Raw genomic sequence first — 20,510 nt, 5'->3', positions numbered from 1 at the left:
CTTTGAACTAAAGGTTTACGCTCATTGTTGCGTTATATAACTGTCGAAAACGGGAACTAATTTTACCCAACACAAATGACTTTTGTCAACTTGAAAACCAAATCCACCATTTTTTGTATGCCAAAGAAAAAGAGCTTTCGCTCTTTTACTCTAAATTTACCTCAATTTTTGTGTCCGTAGAAATTGTTGTCCCCTCTTCTACATTTTGACTTGTTACCTTACCATAACCACTCGTCTTAATACTAATGCCCGTAAGTTGCCAGAAAACCGTTAAATCCTTCCTTGTCCAACCCGACATATTTGGCATTGTAATCTTATTTCCATTGGTCAACACAAAGACACGATCATTCGAATTGATAGTTACCGATGCATCAGGATATTGTTCAATCACACTTGAACCATCCCCAATCACTTCTAAATGTACCTTTTTATCTTTCATCTTCTCATGCGCATAATCAATCGTATGATTCACTAAACTAGGCATTTCATAACTTTCCCAAGCCTCATACGACTCTTGTGTATCATTTGTTGGTGTTGTTGAAATACCACATGTCTGCAACGTATCCCGCACAATCTTTTTAAAGGGTTCTGCCGAATACGATGTAATGTTTGGCGAAACCAAGCCATAATACACCATAATCTTTGGATCATTGGCTGGCGCTGCCGCCATAATACTTGAAGTATGATAATCCGAATCATACTTACCCAAATCCGTATTATAGATTTGACCTGTACCTGTTTTCATCAAAAGATCCACACCATCCACTTTAAAGCGCGCACCACTCGCCCCATCATCTGTAACATGCGACATCAATTCCTGCACTTCTTTTGCGGTTGTACTAGAAATCGGTGTACCCACAGCTTTTTTCTTATACTTCTTCTCCACTTTACCCGTATCACTATCCACAATCGAATCAATCACATACGGACGTACCATCGTTCCATCATTAAAAATAGCTGTATAGGCTTGGCACAACTGCAACACCGTAATTGAACTTGCCTGTCCAAATCCAGTCGACAAGTAATCTGTAGGAAGACCAATATTTTTAACTCCCAAAGACTGATCCACATAGGGTGTATCCACTTTTTGAAAGAAGCCAAACGCATCCAAATACTTACTGTATTGCGAATAATTAATATAATTAGCCAATAACTCACAAATGGCTACGTTACTCGAATACGCTAAACCTTGATCAAACGAAATCGTACCAAAGTTTTCATCCAAGGCATCCGCAATATATGGATATGGTGAATTGGTTCCAATAGGCAAACGCGTAATCTTACCTGTATTTACATCATAATCATACCAGAATTGATATGACACATACGTCTTATTGTATGGATACACATTGGTATCGATGGCTGTCGCATACGTAAATGGTTTCATAACAGATCCAGGCTCATACGTACTCGTACTAATCGCATCTTGATAGCTTGGAATTTCCTTATGTTCATTTTGATCAAACGTAGGATAACTTGCCCAAGCCAAGACTTTACCCGTATCCACTTCCATCACAATGCACCATGCCGATTTGGCATTCTCATTTTCCATAGTCGAGCGCAATTGCGTTTCTACGGTTGACTGCAATTCCGAATCTAAAGTCAAAACGACATCCTTACCATTCTTCGCTTGTTCAATCACTTTTGTCGTACCCGGAAGCTTCGATCCATCCACTGTCTGTTGATATTGTTCTTTTCCGTTTTTTCCCTTTAATAACGCATTTAAAGAAAGTTCTAAACCTAGCTTACCCTCAATCGATTGTTTATCTTCATCATACGCCGCAAACCCAATTAAATTTGAAGAATATGGCGTAGCCGGATAATAACGAGATACCGCATCAATAAAGCCAATACCAGGAATCTTTAATTTTTTGATTTCTTTCATCAACGACTTTTTAATACGCTTCGTCCCCGAACCAAGTTCTGTCTGCGACTTACCCGCCTTTTTAGCCGACTTCATAATTTTGACTAACGACTTTTCATTGACATCCTCACCCAAAACACTCTTTAGTTTTTTAGCTGTTGATGAAATATTCTTGACATAATTGGGATTCCCATTGACATCCACAACCCCCTTATCCAAATAGGCAACGATTGTATATGCCTGTGTTTGTTGGGCTATCACCGTATGATTTCGATCATAGATTGTTCCACGCTTAGCTGTAACTGCTTTTTCCACAATACTTGACGCAATTCTTGGATCCAACGCACTTTTTTGGGACCATATATGCTTATGGCTCACCATAGTGAAAAGAACATTAGCTACTACTAATGTTCCAATTAATGTCATTCGACTAATCATTTTTAACAGTTCTCTATTACTTTTGCGAACTGACATTATACATCACCACTCCATCTAGTCATTCATTACATATATATTATTTTCATGATCAGAGACCTGATTGTCAAGCATACCTAACAGTCTGCCCTTTTCCTGTAATGTATTGACTTCATTCTGGAGCTCTTCAACAGTTTGTTCTTTCTGTGCAATTTCATCACTCAATTGCGACTCTTCTACAGAAAGCGAAATATTCATTGAATTTACATATGTTTTTGATACGAAGTAGAAGACCGCAGACAACACAAATAAAGTTAAAACAAGTACTCTTGTTAATCTAAAACTTCTTTGCATATGCATCATCCTTTCTTCTCTATCCCTCTTAGTTTGGCACTGTGTGCACGATTATTATTCTCTAATTCTTCACTACTTGCTAAAACCGGTTTTCGATTCACCAGCTGATATTCTAAATTTTCTGTCCCCACTTGTGGCAACCGCTTATTTACCTTTTTGGCAACGGCCACCTCTTTAAAAATCTCTTTCACAATTCGATCCTCTAAAGAATGAAATGTGATTACCGCCATAATTCCATGTGGCTTCAATAAAGTTAAGCCATCATGCAATACGGTTTCTAACTGCTCTAATTCATGATTTACTTCAATACGAATTGCCTGAAACGTCTGCTTTGCCGGATGCCCCTTCTTTCTTAATACCGCAGCTGGAAGGGCTGATTTGATCACATCCACCAATTCAAATGTAGTTTCAATTGGTGCATTTTCTCGAGCACTACAGATTTTATTGGCAATCTTTACCGCAAATGGCTCTTCACCATAACGTTTTAAAATACGAATCAAATCCTCTTTGTCATACGTATTTACTACTGCATAGGCATCTAATTCTTGTGACTGATCCATACGCATATCTAGACGCGCATTCAAACGATAGCTAAACCCCCTTTGGCCATCATCAAATTGTGGACTCGATACACCCAGATCCATAAAGATTCCATCAACGAAATCAACACCACGCTTGGCAAGTTCACTCTTTAAATTCTCAAATGGAGAATGAATCAAAGTGAAATTATCCCCTATTGCTTGCAAACGAGGTGTACTTTCATCAATCGCATTTTGATCACAATCAAACGCATATAAATGTCCGCTTGTTAAACGTTTCAAGATTTCACTACTATGCCCCCCTCGACCTAGAGTGCAATCTACATAGATCCCATCTTCTTTTATTTGTAGCATGTCAATCGATTCATTCAATAATACACTAATATGTTCCATTCATTACTACCCCATAATTTCTGATAAGTGTTCCGCTGCTTCTTCAAAAGATGCACTTTGCTCTTCTTCCAAAGCTTCCCAACGATCTTTAGACCAAATTTCCAAATGGTTCGCAACACCTATAATCAAACATTCTTTTTCAAGTCCAGCCAAGGCGATTAAAGAGGATGGAATTAAAATTCGACCCTGACTATCCATTTCACATTCTGCTGCTTTTGACAACATCATACGCTGATACATACGTGCGTCTTTATTTGTCGAAGGCAAAGTTGATAGCTTTTGATACACTTGCTGCCACTGCTCTACCGTATATACATACAGGCATCCATCAAGTCCTCGGTTTACGACAACATGTTCACCTAGTTCCTCACGAAACTTAGCTGGCATAATCAATCGCCCCTTACGATCTATGTTATGCGCGTATTCCCCCATGAACATGTGTCTTCACCCCCACTCTATGACACAATATGCTACTTTGTACCACTATAATACATCATTTAACCTAAAAACGCCATAAAATAATCGAAATTGTTTTGAATTTTTTGTTGACCACAAATATAACCCACAATCGTTACTTGCATACGCTTACATGCCTATTTTTAGCGTTTTTGTTTTGACAAACTATCTCACTTTGATATAATCAACACACATAAGGGAGAGATGATATGAGTTTTCTATATTTTATTTTGGGGCTTTGTCCCATTTTGTGGCTAATATTTGCGCTAACCGTACTTGGATGGCCCACATATAAAGCTGCCTTTGGTTCTTTAATTATTTCTGTACTATTATCCGTTGCAATCTGGCAACAAAGTTTTCTAAATACAATGACGGCTGCTTGTGAAGGCTTCTTAATGGCACTATGGCCTATTATTGTTGTGATTATTGCTGCCGTATTTACTTATAACCTATCACTACGCACACGTGGTATGGAAATCATTAAACAAATGATTACTAGCGTTTCAAGCGACAAACGAATTCTTGTCTTACTTGTCGCATGGTGCTTTGGTGGATTTATGGAAGGTATGGCCGGCTTTGGTACTGCCATTGCCATTCCTGCAAGTATGCTTGTAGCTTTAGGCTTTGATCCTTTATTCTCTTGTTTAGTTTGTTTAATTGCCAACGGAGTTCCCACTCCATTTGGTTCCATTGGTATTCCAACGGTCACTTTGGCTAATTTAGTTGGTCTTGAAAATGCTCAGCTTGCATTTACACAAACCCTTCAATTAGCTCCATTTATGTTATTATGTCCATTCTTGATCGTTATGGTCACAGGAAAAGGATTTAAAGCATTAAAAGGCGTAACAGCACTTACTTTCGTTTCTGGATTAAGCTTCTTGATTCCACAAATGATCGTTGCAAAATTTGTAGGTTCCGAATTATGTGTTGTGGTAGGAAGCGTTTGTTCATTATTATGTACCATTCTTTTGGGGTCTAAGATAAAACCAAATTCTGAATACGAAATGAAGTTAGAAGCACACGAAAAAATTACGGTTAAAAAGGCATTAACGGCCTGGTCACCTTTTATCTTTATTTTTATCTTCTTATTATCGACTTCAAAATTAGTAGCTCCAATCCATACATACTTGTCACAATTCGCATCAACCGCCATTATTTATACAGGAGACAATCCTAGCACAATGACATTTACTTGGATCAACACACCAGGTGTATTGATCTTCTTATCAGCTATTTTGGGTGGTTTAATTCAAAAAGCTACATTTAGAGATTTCAAAGTTGTATTTATTGCCACAATCAAACAGATGTCGCAAACCATTATTACCATGCTATGTGTACTTGGATGTGCTAAAATCATGGGATATGCAGGTATGATTGCGAGTATCGCATCTTTCGCCATTGCGGTTACAGGAAGCTTCTATCCATTCTTTGCCCCATGGATCGGCTGTCTAGGAACATTTGTGACGGGTTCAGGTACAAGTTCAGGCGTATTATTTGGTGCCGTACAAGAAAGCGCAGCCCAAAGCTTGAATGCCAATCCATATTGGATTGTCGCACTAAACTCTTTGGGTGTGGCAGCCGGTAAAATGTTGTCACCACAATCTATCGCCATCGCATTAAGCAGTGTCGATGGACAAGGTCAAGATTCTAAATTATTATCCATGATCTTACCTTATGGTGTTGGTTTTATCATCATCATGAGTTTTGTGGCTTACTTTGGTCAAATGGTATTCTAAGGTAAGAAATGAAAAAAAATATGGCTTAGGAAAATTTCCTAAGCCATTTTAATTGCCTGTACGGCAACGCATCCAGGTCCACCCTGCGTAATAAATGCAGGAGATAAAGGATAAATCACAACTTTTACACCTTCAAATGTTTCGTTGATTTTCTTTTCAAACATCATTGCCAAATCTTCATTAAAGGCATGTGAAATATAAAATGTATAATTGGAATCAAAACCATTATTTTTAAAATCTTCAACCACCATATTGACAGCCTTTTTATACGTACGACTCACGCCAAACTTATCTAAGCCTATGCCATCAACGCCTTTTTTCAAAATTGGAATCAATTTTAATGCACCACCCAATGTAGCAGCTAACCCTTTGATTCTTCCACCACGAACTAAGAATTGAAAATCAACAGGAACCAAATACGACTCTTCCTGCATACGACTTTGTACGATCATCTTTACGATGTCCTTGGCACTTGCCCCATTATTTGCCATTTCTAAAGCCGTATCCACCATCAAACGATGTGGCCCACACAACGTCTGCGAATCTACGACATGTACTAAGTCGGGATTGTCACAAGAATCCTTTGCCATCATAGCCGTCTGGTACGTTCCACTTAAACCAGAAGCCATCGCAATATCAATCACTTCATCACCATCCTTAGAAAGTTTATTATATAAATCAATCTTTTCTCCAAGACTTGGCTGTGAAGTTTTAGGAATCTTGTGCTCTTCAATCATTGTTAATAATTGTGTACTTGTGATATCCTCAAAATCTCGATATGTTTGTGAATCCACAGAAATATTCAAAGGAACAATCGACAACCCTTTTTTCTTTGCCGATTCAATCGAATACAATGTCGATGAATCAGAAATAATATGAATCATTCTTTTTTTACCTCTCTTTAGATAAACAATAATATAGATGTCACAAGAAGTCAATACATCTAGTATTAATTTCTAGATTGTGTAACAATTTATTTTATGTTACAATCAAATCATGAAAAATTATACATTTCCAAAGTGGACCGAACTACCCGAAATTGACCTATATATGGACCAAGTGATCACCTACATCAATGAGAAATTAAAAGATACTTATTTCTATGATGAAAAGTTCATCACCAAAGCCATGATCAACAACTATGTCAAAACCGGTATTGTCCATCCACCCGTCAAAAAACACTACACAAAAAGTCATTTAGCCTACTTTTTAGTTTTAACCATCCTAAAAAGATGTTATTCCATGCAACAAATCACATCTTTACTTCATATTTACACTAATATGAAAGATTCAACCATCGAACAAGCCTATGACTTATTTATATCCAGGTTTGAAGATTCATTAAATGACGTTTTTAAAAACAACCGAAATACAATCCTATTTGAAAACGCCAATTCAGAACAAGAATTAATGGATAATGTCATTCAATGCATCATCTATAAGATGCATACTGAATACACACTTAAAAGCTATGAAACAAAGTAGATAAAGACCATCTCTACTTTATTTATACACGCAAAAAGGAAGATGTACATCGTACACCTTCCTTTTATTAGTCAACTACAACAGTCCATCCATAAGGATCTGCAATTGTACCCCATTGAATACCTGTTAATGTATCATATAACTTTTGTGTTAATTCACCCGTTTTAAAATCAGAAACAGTAACTTTATCACCCTTGTAGTACAACTCTCCAATTGGACTAATTACGGCAGCTGTACCTGTTCCCCAAGCTTCTTGTAGCTTACCATTGTGACCTGCTTCCATCAATTCATCCACAGACAAATGTCTTTCTTCGATTTCATATCCCCAGTCTTTCAAGATATGTAAAATAGAATCACGAGTAACACCAGGAAGTACTGTACCTTCACATGGAGCTGTCACAATCTTATTATCAATTTCAAACATAACGTTCATTGAACCAACTTCTTCAATGTATTTACGGTGAACTCCATCCAACCATAAAACTTGAGAATAACCCAATTCTTCAGCTTTTACCTGAGCAGCTAAACTACCTGCATAGTTTCCACCACATTTTGTAAATCCAGTACCACCTTTAGTAGCACGAACATATTCATCTTCAACATAGATTTTAACTGGGTTCACGCCTTCTGCATAATAAGCACCAACAGGCGAACAGATAATCATAAATTTATAATGACTTGCCGCATGTACACCAATCGCAGCTTCAGTCGCAAACATAAATGGACGAATATATAAAGATTCACCCTCACCTGTTGGAATCCAGTCTTCTGAATATTTTACAATTGTTTTTACAGCATCTACAAACATATCTACAGGTAAAGTTGGCATACTCAAACGTTTATTGGAGTTCGCAAAACGCTTCGCATTCATTTCAGGTCTAAACAATTGAACCTTACCATCCTTAGTACGATACGCCTTCATACCTTCAAATGTTTCTTGTGCATAGTGCAATACCATACTTGCTGGATCAAATTCTAATGGTCCATAAGGTACGACTCTGGCATCATGCCATTCTTGACCAGCATCCCAATCCATCACAAACATATAGTCTGTGTAATATTTACCAAAGCCTAAAGCTCCAGTCGGTTTTTCTTTTAAGTTTTTACTTTCTACAAATTGTACTTCCATAAATTTGTCCTCTTTTCTAAACACGTATGATAATACCACGTTCTGTAAGTTATTTCAATATGTTACATTTTATTTACATTCATTTTCAAGAAAATGAACAATTGTCTCAATCATAACACCTGTAGCCACTTCATCCTTATCGCTCGTTCCTGCAATGTCCAAGTGAATCCACTGAGTGCCTTCCTCAATAAATTCTTCTAAGAAAGCCGCAGCCAAGCTTGCATTTCCACCCAAAGTCTTTGAGTTGATAATATCCGCTACCTTAGAACACTTTAATTCCGAATGGAAATATTCATCTACAGGTAAACGCCAAATCTGTTCTTTTGTAGCTTTTGAAGCACCCAAGAAAGGCAAATAGAAACTATCATCATTACTAAAGATTCCAGTATATGTACTACCTAAAGCACGAACACAAGCACCCGTTAAAGTTGCCATATCAATGACGCGTGTAGCTCCTAATTTTTGAGCCATTGTCAAGGCATCCGCCAAAATTAATCTTCCTTCGGCATCGGTATTTGTGACTTCAATCGTTTTACCACTCAAACTTGTGATCACATCCCCATCCACAAAGCCATGACCATTGATTTTATTTTCAGTAATTGGTAAAACACACACAATATTCTTTTCTATTTTTAATTCAGCTACTAATTCTAAAGCACAAAGCATATTGGCAGCCCCACACATATCATACTTCATACCATGCATATTGGACTTGATATTGTAGCCACCCGCATCATATGTAAGGCCCTTACCAACAAGAGCTGTATAGTCTTCGTCTTCCTTACCGCCATCATAACGAATAACCACCATAAAACATGGTCTGTCGGAACCTTGATTGACAGCTAAAAGAGCACCGGCACCAATTTCTTCTAAATCGTCTTGTGCTAATACTTCAATTTCCATATCATACTTTTCAGCCACCATCTTCGCTTCATCCACCAAATGATCTGGTGTTAAAAAGTTTGCGGGCATATCACTCATTTCACGCGCATGATTTACAATACGAGCTACTGTTTTACCTTTTTCAAATTCATCTTTAAAACCATCGCTCTCTAAATCATACACCTTCATCTCTTTATAACTATACGCACCATATACAAGTCCAAAACCAGCCGCATACGCCGTGTTTTCATTGACATATACTAAATAGTCATCCGCCTCTACTTTACTAAAAGCTTCCTTGATATTCTTTTTACCATCACCTAAACCAACGACTACGATTTTTTCACAATCCAATTGATGTAAAGTATAGATTGTAGTCACCTTACCAAATTCTAAATCCAATTTTACATCTTTAAAAGCCGCTAAACTTTCCGGTAAAGTCTCTCCTTCAAACAATCCGATACAAATATTTTTCATATCTATTTTCCCTCCGTCATTTTCTTTGATTTATCACCACAAATACGCATAGCCGATTCAACACTCGCTCTAAAGCCTGTTCTTTCAAGTTCACAAACTGCATCAATCGTTGTTCCACCAGGTGAACAAACCATATCTTTTAAGGTACCTGGATGCATACCTGTTTCTAAGACCATCTTTGCACTTCCCAAAACGGCTTGTGCCGCAAATGTATAAGCTTGTTTTCGAGGCAATCCTTGCGCTACAGCTGCATCTGCCATCGCTTCAATAAACATAAAGACATAAGCAGGACTTGAACCACTCACACTGGTCACGGCATCCATCATGGTTTCTTCAACCACTTCGCATTTGCCAAAACTATTAAAGATAGACTGAACACAAACTTTATCTTCTTCAGTAACCAAATCATCAAACGAAATGGCACTCATCGCAGATAATACCAATGCGGGCGTATTCGGCATCGCCTTAATCACCTTTATATCTTTGCCAAAGTATGTCTTCACATCTAAAATAGTTACACCTGCCGCAATATCCACAATAATCACATCGGATTTGACACTGTCCTTGATTGTTTCAATCAACTTTGGATAATGCTTCGGCTTCACACTCAACACCAATACATCACTATTTTGTGCTACTGTTTTTTCATCTAAACTCGTTTCGACTCCATACTTTTCATGTAGTACATCTAAATTTTCCTGGTGATGATCACACACCCAAACTGTATTAAATACATGGTTCTGACAGATTCCTTCAATCATGGCTTTACCCATGTTTCCAGCCCCGATAAAACCGATTGTTTCTCGCATAATCCCCCTCCTTAAATCGAATATGTCTTTCTTCTTGAAAACTCTTTTTGTTTGCCCTCATTCCAATCCTCTAAGTTTCGATAATATCCTGAAACACGAGAATAGATCTCGGTTGATTTCGAACATTTCGGACAAATATCTTGATGACCCAATAGATAGCCATGTTCTTCGCAAACCGAATATGTTGGCGTAATTGTGAATACAGGCACATCGTAATTTTCATAAATGGTCTTCACAAGTAGGGCAACCATTTTCCAGTCCGCTATCCCATGATCAATGAAGACTGGAAATGAAGTGGCTCCACTATATTGATTTTGAAAATCTTGTTGTATATGTAAAGCTTCAAAGACATCATCCGTACTGGCGACGTCTAAATGCGTTGAATTCGTATAATATCCATGACTTTGAATTTCTGGATACAATTCCTTATCAATTTGGGCAAAATGCGTACATACACTTTCTGCCGGTGTAGCCTCTAAATTAACTTTTTGACTTTGATTTAAAAGTTTGTGATTTAAAAACTCTAACACTTCCATGGAAAATGCTTGTGCATTTGGATCCATCAAATCCTTCTTTAACCATTTTGCATTCAAACAAGCCTCATTCATACCCACAATACCTAAAGTACCATAGTAATCATTAAAATCCGATATATAGGCCTTGGTATATGGATATAAGCCGGCCTCCAACAATTGATTTAACACTTGTCGCTTGACTTCAAAAGAACGAAGGGCCACATCACTTAAATTATCTAAACGCTTAAAGAAATCTTCCTTACTACTTGAAAGATACGCTAAGCGCACTATGTTTAATGTCACAACCCCCATACTTCCACATAAAGGTTTATAGCCAAAATATCCTTCCACATCTTGTTTTTCTTTTGTCAAAAAATAAGGCGTTCCATATTTGGCACAAGCCTTAAACAACTCTTCTTCGTGCATCCAATCAAAATCTGGATTTAAGTAAAGGGCAATAATTGGAAATTGAAAACCACGACCTGAAATATCTCCCTTATTGATAACTTCAAATAAGGCATCATGAAGAATCTTCATTTCCTTTTGACAATCTCCATATGTAAAATCACATTCACACCCGGCTACAATTGCCTTTTTGTTTATAAATTCTTGCGGAATATTCCAATCCAAAGTAATCTGACTAAAAGGAGCTTGGGTACCCCACCTTGAAGGAATATTTATCCCATATATAAAGCTTTCTAGACAATCACTGACCATCTTGACAGATAGCTTGTCCTGATGAATAAAAGGTACGAGTAACGTATCAAAATGTGCTAAGGATTGGGCACTGGCCCATTCATTCTGCATGATTCCTAGAAAGTTGACCATCTGGTTACATAACGTCGATAAATGCTTGGCAGGAAGGGATGAAATCATCTTATTCACAGAAGGAAGTCCTTTTAAAATGAGATCTTCTAAAGACCAGCCTGCACTGCATCCTGTCAACATGTTGATATTATGAATATATAGATCCCCATTTTTATGTGCGTTGGTAATTTGGGCATCATACACTTCACTTAACCAATAATTCGAAGTGATCATACCTGAATTGGATAAAATCAAACCACCCACAGAATACGTTGCCATGGAGTTTTCATCTTCCAAAGAAATATTATCGTGTAAATACGAATTGACTAAATGAATATATTCATTGGCCGTCGATTGAATCTTACGTACATTTTCTCTTTGTTTACGATATAAAATATATGTCTTTGCGACCGGATAATAGCCAGATTCTGATAACGTTTTTTCAACACTATCCTGAATCATTTCTACACTAATGCGATTGTCTTTGATCTTCGTTTGAAAATCAGCCGTGGCTCTAAGTACCAGTAAGTTGATAATCGCATCGTCTTTTTCCATATGTAAAGAATCAAACGCTTTGGATATGGCCGAAAAGATTTTTGACGGATCAAAACCAACTATGGACCCATCTCTTTTTTCGACTTCGATCATGCTTGATCCCCCCTTATCTTTACATGTTTAACATATTTTTCGAATATCTTTTTATATTTTAAAACAACTTCAAAACTAGGACGATGCAACGAATGATCAATGGTCGTTTCACTATCTTCAAAAGGCTGTAAAATCACTGTATCCACGCCTTGGATCCATTGTCCTAATTCTTCTATCGTTGCTTGATTATGCAATTCATCCACCAAAGTTACACAAATGTCATATGGTACAGCCGATTGCTTCAACAAATCTAAAGACTTCTCAATATCCTTTAGATCCATATCCTCAACCCCACACGTTTTCGCATAGGCACTCGGCGCATTTTTGATATCTAGACTGACATGATCTACCAATTTTTGTGCAAGGATTGTTTTTAAACGTTCATAGAACATACCATTCGTATGAATTTTAATTTTATAGTTTAAAGTCTTGGCATACTGTAGAAAGGAAACAACCCCCTCATGCATCAAAGGCTCTCCTCCCGATATATAAATGCCATCTAAATCTTTGCGATGACTCTCTAAATATTCATTGATTTTTTCCGTAACGATCGGATACATGTTTTCTTTTAAATACACCAAATCTCTTGAATGACAATACGGACACTTTAAATTACATCCCCCTGTATATAAAGAACAGCTCAAATGTGAATCATAATCCGATAAAGATAATTTTTTTAATTTATAAAACTGCAGATTGGTCTGCTCCAAATCCGCATAGCTTCTGGCATGATTGGATAAAGTCTGATAAAACGTAGAAAAAACTTCAATCTGCTCTGCCGTTAAATCTTGTGTAATGTGATGCCACCAGTCTCTACGAATCCCATAGATTTCAGATATATGTTTTTTGGTGAGTGCCGTCGTATATAATTCTTTAACACGCTTATCTTTGGCACTTGTTAAGATGGAAACATAACCCAAAGTATTCAATTTTTGAACATTTTTTGTGACCGTACCCTTGTCATATCCACCAACCTGTACAATTTGTTGGAGGGAAATACCTTCATTCTCATAGATTTCAATCAAGATGGGAAGCTGGGCATAACTCAAATTCAAATCTTGCAGCATCTTATCATAATATTTCTGTGTACTTCGATAGAGGATACTTGAATCCATCAATAAATCATTTTGTTTTTCCATACAAGTATTATAAGGTATTTTCATAAAGAAAAAAAGGACCGAAGTCCTTTTGAGATTATTGTGGTTTTGCGTCGAAATGTTCATCACGAACTACAACGTCGTGAGCTCCACCTTCGACAATACTTGTACTTGATACTAATGTAACCTTCGCATCTTTTTGAAGTTCAGGTATTGTTAAGCATCCACAGTTACACATTGTATGACGAATCTTAGATAAAGATAGACCTACATTGTCTCTTAAGCTACCTGCATAAGGAACATACGAATCAACACCTTCTACGAAAGACATTTTCTTGTCTCCACCAACATCATATCTTTGCCAGTTACGAGCACGAGCACTACCTTCACCCCAGTACTCTTTCATGTAATTTCCGTTTACACTTACAATCTTATTTGGAGCTTCTTTGAAACGAGCAAAGTAACGACCCAACATAACGAAGTCAGCACCAAATGCCAATGCTAATGTGATGTGGTAATCATGTACAATACCACCATCTGAACAAATTGGAACATAGATTCCAGTTTCTTCAAAGTATTCATCACGAGCTTTCGCAACATCAATTGTAGCTGTAGCTTGTCCACGACCAATACCTTTTTGTTCACGAGTGATACAGATAGAACCTCCACCGATTCCAATCTTAATAAAGTCAGCTCCTGCATCCGCTAAGAAACGGAAACCATCTCCATCTACAACGTTACCAGCTCCAACTTTTACGCTGTCACCATAGTGTTCACGGATCCATTTAATTGTTTCAGCTTGCCATGCAGAATATCCTTCACTTGAATCAATACATAAAACATCTACACCAGCTTCTACTAAAGCAGGTACACGAGTCGCATAGTCACGTGTATTGATACCAGCACCTACAATGTAGCGCTTTTTATCATCCAATAATTCATTTGGATTATCTTTGTGTGATTCATAGTCTTTTCTGAACACGAATGCCTTTAAGTGTTGTTCTTTATCAACGATAGGCAACTGATTTAATTTGTGTTCCCAGATTAAATCGTTTGCCTCAGACAATGTAATATCTTCATCTCCGACGATCAATTTTTCAAATGGTGTCATAAATTCCTTAACCAAGATCGAATGATCCATACGACTTTCGCGATAATCACGACTTGTTACGATACCTACTAATTTACCATCCGCTTGACCATTGTCAGTAACAGCCATTGTTGAGTGTCCTGTCTTAGTACGAAGAGCAATTACATCCTCTAATGTTGCTTCAGGGCTAATATTTGAATCGCTGCCAACAAATCCAGCCTTAGTCGATTTTACTTTACGAACCATAGCGGCTTGAGACTCGATTGTTTGACTACCGTAAATAAAACTTACTCCACCCTCACGTGCAAGTGCACAAGCCATTTCTTCACCACTAACAGCCTGCATTACAGCACTTACCATTGGAATATTTAAAGATAGTGCAGGTTCTTCACCTTTTTTGAATTTTACTAAAGGCGTTTTCAAACTCACCTTATCCGGTGTACAATCCGGACCTGTGTAACCAGGAATCAATAAATACTCACTGAACGTTCTAGATGGTTCTTCAAAAAATTTTGCCATTGTTTATCTCCTTCTCAATTTAACCTATATTATATGTTTTGAGTTCTACGCCGTCAAGCCAAATTGACAAACGACGACACTAAATGGTGCTATATGAATATCCTGTGTTTCTAACGCATTACTATTTCCATCATCAAACAAGACTCTAGCTTCTTGGTCTAAATGATAATCATAAGGAATGTTAGTTGGATTAAAGAAAGCTACACAATGATCATCCCCTTTTTGACAAGAATAGACTAAGACTTGATCATAGATCGAATCAAATTGAACACCTTTTTCAATGTCTTCAACCGTGCTCAATCTAAAACAAGGATGTTCTTTACGAAGCTGGATCAATTCCTTTGTACGCTCTACAATTTCAATATGATGATCCCTTCTTTGATAATCCACACGATTGTAGTTATCCGAACGATTGTATGTATTCCCTAAACCTTGTTTAGTGCGACCAAACTCTTGACCACAATGAATAAATGGAACCCCTTGTGCAAGTAATACCATCGCATTGGCCATGATCTGTCGTTTTTCTCTTAGATCACGGCTCTCCCCATGACAACATACTCTGTTTTTATCCCACAACGTATGATTATCATGACACTCTACATAGTTAATGACTTTCGCTGGACTATCAAACACATGGTCCATACAGCTTGCGGCCATTACACATTTTACTTGATAGAATAAATCGGCTTGTCCTGACGCAAAGCCTTTTCGTGAAAGCTCATCATTCGATCCACGAACCACTTCACGGAAACGATCCGAGAAATGACCAACATGTGGCATCTTAGCTTGATTCAGTTGCGAAGCACGAATCTCTTCCGCCACAAAGCTTGGCATATTCCAGCCTTCCCCATAAATCATAAAATCCGGTTTCAATTTTTTACATTCTTCACTAATTTCATTCATTAAGTTATAATCTAGAATTCCCATTAGATCAAAACGGAAACCATCCACATCAAATAACTCAATGATCTTCTTACAAGTTTCTAAAAAATATTTACGCGCCATATATGGCTGTGTATCAATATCATTGCCACAGAAACTTCCATTCGAAAATTCACCTTCACGATTCATTAAGAAATAATAATCGGGCACCATATTTTCTAACGCAAAATTTTCTTTGACATACACATGATTAAACACCAAATCCAAATTCACTCGAATGCCTGCCTTGTGGCAATCATGCACCAAATTCGCAAACTCCTCGATACGTAACTTCGCATTCTTTGGATCTAGTGAATAAGCCCCTTCCAAGCAACGATATTGTACAGGATCATAGCCCCAGTTATAGAAAATATTTGGATACACTTCATCCACACTGCCAAAGTCAAATACAGGCATCAATTGTACGTGTGTCACACCTAATGATTTTAAATAACTAAAACCCGTATTGTGTGCTTTTGTGATTTCATTTTCTTCCGTAAATCCCACAAATTTTTTTGGATGACTCACACCAATTCCAGTTTGACTTGTCATATCACGAATACTTGCCTCATATATAATCGCATCGCATTCACTATCCATTGGCTTCAATTTGATTTTTTTTGGAAGTTTTAAACTCTTAGGATCTACAATCACACTATATTGGCCATTCGGACCACTAAAACAAGTATAAGGATCTGTTACCCCTTTATATTCTCCATTCACACGTACTAAGTAAGAATAGTGAACTCCATTTAAATCTTTATTGATAGTAAGCGAGAAAACCCCTTTATCCTGTCGAGACATCGATTCAACGATCTTTTTCCCGTTTAAGACATATCCTACATTCACTGCTAATGCGGTGGGTGCCCATACTTTAAAGGTTGTCTTTTCCGGTGTATATGTAACTCCTAGATCCTCTTTTTCATACATAAACTCTTTCGCAAAGCGCTCTGTTTTAACAATATGAGAGTATTTGGCAACACAAGTCTTACAATGTTCATCATACACAGTGTATTCTTGACCAATTTCCAAGTTCCCGTTTAAAGACAATGAATAATGCGTATATCCATTGTATAGATCACTTTGAGACTGAATCGTCAACGGAATAATACGATCCTTTGTATCTTTCATATGGAAAATACGACTTTTTCCACCAAAAAAATTTTTGGACATATAAACATCCAAACAATTGTAATCATCTAAATAAGCTTCATATGGCTCCTTCATTCGCATATGTAGTATTCCTCATTTCCTTTTATTTTACGTATCTATTGTAACATGTATACAGACAATTTTTTAAAAAAATGTTAAACTACTTCATAGAGGTGAACAAAATGAGTACATATCGTATAGAAGAAGATTGCTTAGGACAAATCAAAGTCGAAGCGGACAAATATTGGAAATCCCAAACCCAAAGAAGTCTAGAGAATTTTAAGATTGGACAGGAATTGATGCCTGCCTCTTTGATTCATAGTTTTGCGATATTGAAAGAAGCATGTGCCAAGGCCAACCTTCATTTCAATAAAATTACTGAAAAACAATGTGAAGCCATTGTCGAAATCTGTCAAAGAATCGAAAACGGACAATATTTAGACCAGTTCCCTTTACATGTTTGGCAAACAGGTTCTGGAACACAAACCAACATGAATGCCAATGAAGTCATTTCCATGTTAGGAAATGAATACGCAAAGGAAAACATTCTCCATCCAAACGATACGGTTAACGCATCCCAAAGTTCAAATGATACGTTTCCGGCTGCGTTACATATCATGGTAGCACAAAAAATCAATGCTGAGCTACTTCCACAATTGGATTTAATGATTCATCAAATCAAAAAACTAGAAGAAGAAAACGAAGGCATTATTAAAATTGGTAGGACTCATCTTCAAGACGCCACTCCATTATATTTCTCACAAGAATTAAGTGGATACCGTTCTATGATTGAGCATAGTAAAGCTCAAATTATCGATAGCTTAAAATATGTGTATGAACTAGCTTGTGGTGCAACCGCTGTAGGTACAGGAATCAACTGTCCAGAAGGTTTTGATGAAGTCGTCACAAAGATCATTTCTGAAAAGACACATCTTCCTTTTGTACCAGATCCAAACAAATTCCATGCCCTAACAAGTAAGGATGCCATGGTATATACAAGTGGAGCTTTAAAAGGTCTTGCCTCTAACTGCATGAAGATTGCGAATGACATAAGATGGCTTGCCAGTGGCCCAAGAAGTGGCATTCATGAAATTGATATTCCAAGCAATGAACCAGGATCTAGTATTATGCCGGGTAAAGTCAATCCAACTCAATGTGAAGCCTTAACTATGGTTGCCGTACAGGTCATGGGAAATGATACGGCGATTGGTATTGGGGCAAGCCAAGGAAACTTTGAATTAAATGTCTTTATGCCATTGATTGCCTATAATATGGATCAGAGCATTCAATTATTAAGTGATGCGATTCACTCATTCACCATCCATTGTTTAGATGGTTTAAAGGCCAATAAAGAAACTATGGATAAAAACTTACATAACTCATTAATGTTAGTCACTTGTTTAAATCCAGTGATTGGCTATGAAAAAGCAGGACATGCAAGCCAACATGCCTTCAAAAATAACTTAACTTTAAAAGAAGCCATTTTAGATTTGGGTTATTTGACGAGTGAAGAATTCGATTTGTATGTGCACCCTGAAAAAATGATTCATAAATAGAAAAAAAGGTATTTATTCCTACATGATAGGACTAAATACCTTTAATATATTTCGATATACTTTCACAGCTGGATTTGTGTTTACACATTCCTCTAATGAAACTTCATGTGAGACTTTGAATATCTCTTCAAAGTCATTTTTTATATCTGTTAAACAAGTAGTTTCATGCATCCATACACCACATTCATAATGTTGATAATACGATCTAAAATCCATATTCACTGTGCCTACTAAAGCACTCGAATCATCAACGATACAAACTTTGCCATGAATAAATCCAGGTGTATATTCGTAAATTTTAACACCTGCTTTGATCAATGTATCAAAGTTGGCTTTTGTGACTTCATACACCATCTTTTTATCCGGAATTCCAGGAACAACAATTCGTACATCTACACCATTGGATACAGCGAGTTTTAGAGATGAAATCATTTCTGCATCCAAAATTAAATAGGGCGTTGTGATCCAACAATAGTCTTTGGCACAGCCAAGCATATTCAAATGCATATTTAAACTTGTGTTATTTTCATCCGTTGGAGAATCCGAAAATGGAATGATATATCCAGGATTCTTTAATGATGAAAAGACTTCACGATTTTGAATAAAACGCGAATACGATGTATATTCACTGGCTTGATAGTTCCAGATCTGTAAGAAGGAAATGGTAAACATTTCAACACCAGCTCCTTTGATCATACAACCCATATCTTTCCAATGTCCAAAACGTTTTTTCGTGTTGATATATTCATCGGAAATGTTGCAACCTCCTGTAAAGGCCACCTTACCATCAATGACTAGAATCTTCCTATGATCGCGATTGTTCATTGCCATGGCCAGTTGAGGTCGTAATGGATTAAAGGCATGTGTTTGAATGCCACGCGCATTCAACATTTTCGCATAATCTCTAGGTAAATAGGTCAAAGATCCCATATCATCATAAATAACACGAACATCTACGCCCATAGCGGCTTTATCCATTAAGATCTGTAGAATGGTATTCCACATAACTCCTTTATTGATAATAAAGAATTCCATAAAGATAAAATCTTCGGCTTTAATTAATTCTTGAATAAAAGCCTGATATTGTTCTTCACCAGAAGGAAAATAAGTTAACAAACAATTGTCATAAACAGGAAAATATCCATTTGTCCATGCCATGGATGTCATTTTATCTAAGACATAGTCATCTTCATGAAGATCACTTAAAATTTCAATGTTTTGAAGAGCATACTTTTTATAGTCTGAATATGCCTGTCTATCTTTGATCATTAAAGCCTTTGGAATCTTACGATTTCCAAGTAATAAATAAACAATGCCACCAAAGATTGGAAAAGACATAATCAATAAAACCCATAATAATTTAGAACTAGAATCCGAATCACGATTGATGATATGCATACAAACGCATAGACTAAATATGATCAAGATATAGTAAACAATAAAGAATCTTTGACTAAAATAGCTCACCAAAAAGAACAGTGTTAAAAATTGAAGTAATACAGCTAAGATAATATAGATAGGTTTTGATTTACAATATTTCAAAATTTTATGCATATTGGTATTATACGCTAGAAAAGCGTAAAAAAAAAGCAGACAAACGCTACATATGTATAAAAAAAGGACCCGGCAGCTAGCTATCTTCGCAGGGGCAAGCCCAACTATTGTCG

At 36.9% G+C, this 20,510-nt stretch carries 16 protein-coding genes; 3 read left to right on the top strand and 13 right to left on the bottom strand.

Translation table 11 applies throughout. The features are described 5' to 3' along the window. Positions 1-145: 145 nt before the first annotated feature. The 4 genes from NE544_RS09380 to mraZ are packed head-to-tail and all read right to left on the bottom strand — an operon-like array spanning position 146 to position 4,002. The gene (locus tag NE544_RS09380) at positions 146-2,338 is read right to left on the bottom strand and encodes a penicillin-binding protein (protein ID WP_256269150.1); all 2,193 of its coding nucleotides are present in this window, start codon (positions 2,336-2,338) and stop codon (positions 146-148) included. A gap of 18 nt (positions 2,339-2,356) precedes the next feature. Beyond that, entirely contained in the window at positions 2,357-2,632 is a 276-nt protein-coding gene (locus NE544_RS09375; RefSeq protein ID WP_147346795.1) for a hypothetical protein, read from the bottom strand. 5 nt (positions 2,633-2,637) lie between these two features. Further along, a complete protein-coding gene (gene rsmH / locus NE544_RS09370; RefSeq protein WP_118115020.1) occupies positions 2,638-3,564 on the bottom strand; it encodes a 16S rRNA (cytosine(1402)-N(4))-methyltransferase RsmH in 927 nt (308 codons plus the stop codon). Positions 3,565-3,570: 6 nt separating this feature from the next. Beyond that, on the bottom strand, positions 3,571-4,002 hold the full coding sequence (gene mraZ / locus NE544_RS09365) for a division/cell wall cluster transcriptional repressor MraZ (protein WP_118115021.1): 432 nt from the start codon (positions 4,000-4,002) through the stop codon (positions 3,571-3,573). Positions 4,003-4,229: 227 nt separating this feature from the next. Here mraZ and NE544_RS09360 point away from each other — a divergent pair, with 227 nt between their 5' ends. Beyond that, on the top strand, positions 4,230-5,756 hold the full coding sequence (locus NE544_RS09360) for an L-lactate permease (protein ID WP_256269149.1): 1,527 nt from the start codon (positions 4,230-4,232) through the stop codon (positions 5,754-5,756). 38 nt (positions 5,757-5,794) lie between these two features. Here NE544_RS09360 and NE544_RS09355 read toward each other — a convergent pair whose 3' ends face one another. Next, positions 5,795-6,640: a DegV family protein gene (locus tag NE544_RS09355; RefSeq protein ID WP_256269148.1), complete on the bottom strand. Its 846-nt coding sequence runs from the start codon at positions 6,638-6,640 to the stop codon at positions 5,795-5,797. Between the two features lie 112 nt (positions 6,641-6,752). On the opposite strand from NE544_RS09355, the gene NE544_RS09350 reads away from it, so the two are divergent. Beyond that, entirely contained in the window at positions 6,753-7,241 is a 489-nt protein-coding gene (locus tag NE544_RS09350) for a DUF1836 domain-containing protein (RefSeq protein WP_118115024.1), read from the top strand. A gap of 67 nt (positions 7,242-7,308) precedes the next feature. Here NE544_RS09350 and NE544_RS09345 read toward each other — a convergent pair whose 3' ends face one another. The 7 genes from NE544_RS09345 to pulA all read right to left on the bottom strand — a co-directional run bounded on the left by NE544_RS09345 (position 7,309) and on the right by pulA (position 17,368). After that, a complete protein-coding gene (locus NE544_RS09345) occupies positions 7,309-8,370 on the bottom strand; it encodes a branched-chain amino acid aminotransferase (RefSeq protein ID WP_118115025.1) in 1,062 nt (353 codons plus the stop codon). A gap of 69 nt (positions 8,371-8,439) precedes the next feature. Then, positions 8,440-9,729: a leucyl aminopeptidase family protein gene (locus tag NE544_RS09340; RefSeq protein ID WP_256269147.1), complete on the bottom strand. Its 1,290-nt coding sequence runs from the start codon at positions 9,727-9,729 to the stop codon at positions 8,440-8,442. Positions 9,730-9,731: 2 nt separating this feature from the next. Next, positions 9,732-10,538: a pyrroline-5-carboxylate reductase gene (proC, locus tag NE544_RS09335; RefSeq protein ID WP_256269146.1), complete on the bottom strand. Its 807-nt coding sequence runs from the start codon at positions 10,536-10,538 to the stop codon at positions 9,732-9,734. An 11-nt stretch (positions 10,539-10,549) separates the two neighbouring features. After that, a complete protein-coding gene (gene nrdD / locus NE544_RS09330; RefSeq protein WP_256269145.1) occupies positions 10,550-12,508 on the bottom strand; it encodes an anaerobic ribonucleoside-triphosphate reductase in 1,959 nt (652 codons plus the stop codon). Next, complete coding sequence (locus NE544_RS09325; protein WP_256269144.1) at positions 12,505-13,647, bottom strand: anaerobic ribonucleoside-triphosphate reductase activating protein; 1,143 nt, start codon at positions 13,645-13,647, stop codon at positions 12,505-12,507. The genes nrdD and NE544_RS09325 overlap by 4 nt, the downstream gene beginning before the upstream one ends. Positions 13,648-13,702: 55 nt before the next feature. After that, positions 13,703-15,214, bottom strand: coding sequence for an IMP dehydrogenase (locus tag NE544_RS09320; protein ID WP_118115030.1), 1,512 nt, complete (start codon positions 15,212-15,214; stop codon positions 13,703-13,705). A gap of 45 nt (positions 15,215-15,259) precedes the next feature. Further along, positions 15,260-17,368 carry a type I pullulanase gene (gene pulA, locus NE544_RS09315; protein ID WP_256269143.1) on the bottom strand — a complete coding sequence of 703 codons (2,109 nt, stop codon included), beginning with the start codon at positions 17,366-17,368 and terminating at the stop codon, positions 15,260-15,262. A gap of 101 nt (positions 17,369-17,469) precedes the next feature. Here pulA and fumC point away from each other — a divergent pair, with 101 nt between their 5' ends. Further along, positions 17,470-18,843 (top strand): class II fumarate hydratase, encoded by a 1,374-nt coding sequence (fumC, locus tag NE544_RS09310; protein WP_256269142.1) that lies wholly within the window; start codon positions 17,470-17,472, stop codon positions 18,841-18,843. 18 nt (positions 18,844-18,861) lie between these two features. On the opposite strand, the gene cls is transcribed toward fumC, so the two are convergent. Then, positions 18,862-20,397 carry a cardiolipin synthase gene (gene cls, locus NE544_RS09305; RefSeq protein ID WP_256269141.1) on the bottom strand — a complete coding sequence of 512 codons (1,536 nt, stop codon included), beginning with the start codon at positions 20,395-20,397 and terminating at the stop codon, positions 18,862-18,864. Positions 20,398-20,510: the final 113 nt, after the last annotated feature.

Origin of the sequence: Holdemanella sp. MSK.7.32 (assembly GCF_024460475.1) — a bacterium.
GTDB lineage: Bacteria > Bacillota_I > Bacilli_A > Erysipelotrichales > Erysipelotrichaceae > Holdemanella.
Note: the sequence above shows the minus strand (reverse complement) of the source record. Positions and strands in the feature narration are given on the sequence as shown.

What these genes read in the sequence shown, in the direction of transcription:
- NE544_RS09380 (WP_256269150.1), bottom strand. Translation starts at nt 2,338, where the DNA reads ATGTCAGTTCGCAAAAGTAATAGAGAACTGTTAAAAATGATTAGTCGA.
- NE544_RS09375 (WP_147346795.1), bottom strand. Translation starts at nt 2,632, where the DNA reads ATGCAAAGAAGTTTTAGATTAACAAGAGTACTTGTTTTAACTTTATTT.
- rsmH (WP_118115020.1), bottom strand. Translation starts at nt 3,564, where the DNA reads ATGGAACATATTAGTGTATTATTGAATGAATCGATTGACATGCTACAA.
- mraZ (WP_118115021.1), bottom strand. Translation starts at nt 4,002, where the DNA reads ATGTTCATGGGGGAATACGCGCATAACATAGATCGTAAGGGGCGATTG.
- NE544_RS09360 (WP_256269149.1), top strand. Translation starts at nt 4,230, where the DNA reads ATGAGTTTTCTATATTTTATTTTGGGGCTTTGTCCCATTTTGTGGCTA.
- NE544_RS09355 (WP_256269148.1), bottom strand. Translation starts at nt 6,640, where the DNA reads ATGATTCATATTATTTCTGATTCATCGACATTGTATTCGATTGAATCG.
- NE544_RS09350 (WP_118115024.1), top strand. Translation starts at nt 6,753, where the DNA reads ATGAAAAATTATACATTTCCAAAGTGGACCGAACTACCCGAAATTGAC.
- NE544_RS09345 (WP_118115025.1), bottom strand. Translation starts at nt 8,370, where the DNA reads ATGGAAGTACAATTTGTAGAAAGTAAAAACTTAAAAGAAAAACCGACT.
- NE544_RS09340 (WP_256269147.1), bottom strand. Translation starts at nt 9,729, where the DNA reads ATGAAAAATATTTGTATCGGATTGTTTGAAGGAGAGACTTTACCGGAA.
- proC (WP_256269146.1), bottom strand. Translation starts at nt 10,538, where the DNA reads ATGCGAGAAACAATCGGTTTTATCGGGGCTGGAAACATGGGTAAAGCC.
- nrdD (WP_256269145.1), bottom strand. Translation starts at nt 12,508, where the DNA reads ATGATCGAAGTCGAAAAAAGAGATGGGTCCATAGTTGGTTTTGATCCG.
- NE544_RS09325 (WP_256269144.1), bottom strand. Translation starts at nt 13,647, where the DNA reads ATGGAAAAACAAAATGATTTATTGATGGATTCAAGTATCCTCTATCGA.
- NE544_RS09320 (WP_118115030.1), bottom strand. Translation starts at nt 15,214, where the DNA reads ATGGCAAAATTTTTTGAAGAACCATCTAGAACGTTCAGTGAGTATTTA.
- pulA (WP_256269143.1), bottom strand. Translation starts at nt 17,368, where the DNA reads ATGCGAATGAAGGAGCCATATGAAGCTTATTTAGATGATTACAATTGT.
- fumC (WP_256269142.1), top strand. Translation starts at nt 17,470, where the DNA reads ATGAGTACATATCGTATAGAAGAAGATTGCTTAGGACAAATCAAAGTC.
- cls (WP_256269141.1), bottom strand. Translation starts at nt 20,397, where the DNA reads ATGCATAAAATTTTGAAATATTGTAAATCAAAACCTATCTATATTATC.